The organism is Cellulomonas algicola (assembly GCF_003851725.1).
Taxonomy (GTDB): Bacteria; Actinomycetota; Actinomycetes; order Actinomycetales; family Cellulomonadaceae; genus Cellulomonas; species Cellulomonas algicola.
Genome location: NZ_BHYL01000522.1, coordinates 1 through 440 on the forward strand (window position 1 = coordinate 1; position 440 = coordinate 440).

Below are 440 nucleotides of genomic sequence, written 5' to 3' on the forward strand. Positions count from 1 at the left end.
GGTGCGGTCCACGTCGCCGCGGCCCACGAGGGCGTGGCGGCGGGCGCGGGCGGCTGCTCGGCGTTCCAGGCGGACGTGCGGGCCGGCGCGGACTGCTCGGCGACCGGTGCGGGCGCGGCGGGCGTCGGCGCGGACGCCGTCTCGACGCCGTCCTCACCCTTGCGACGACCGAACAGGCCCCAGCGACGCTTCGGCTTGTCCTGCTCGCCACCCTGGACGAGCTCGTTGAAGCCGGCGCTCGGAGCGGTCGGCTGCGCGGGCGCCTCGACCGGGAGGAACGCGGGCTGCGCACCGTTCCACGCGGGCTGCTCGGCGACGGGCTCGGCGGCGGCCGGGGCCTCGGCGACGGGCGGCTGCCACGCGGGCTGCTGCTCGGCGACGGGTGCCTGCCACGCCTGCTCGGCGGCGGGCGCCTCCCACGCGGGCTGCTGGTCCGCGGC

1 pseudogene is annotated in these 440 nt (G+C 80.0%); it reads right to left on the reverse strand.

What is annotated here, in order from left to right:
* Positions 1 to 440: pseudogene (locus CTKZ_RS21930) on the reverse strand (hypothetical protein); the annotation flags it as partial.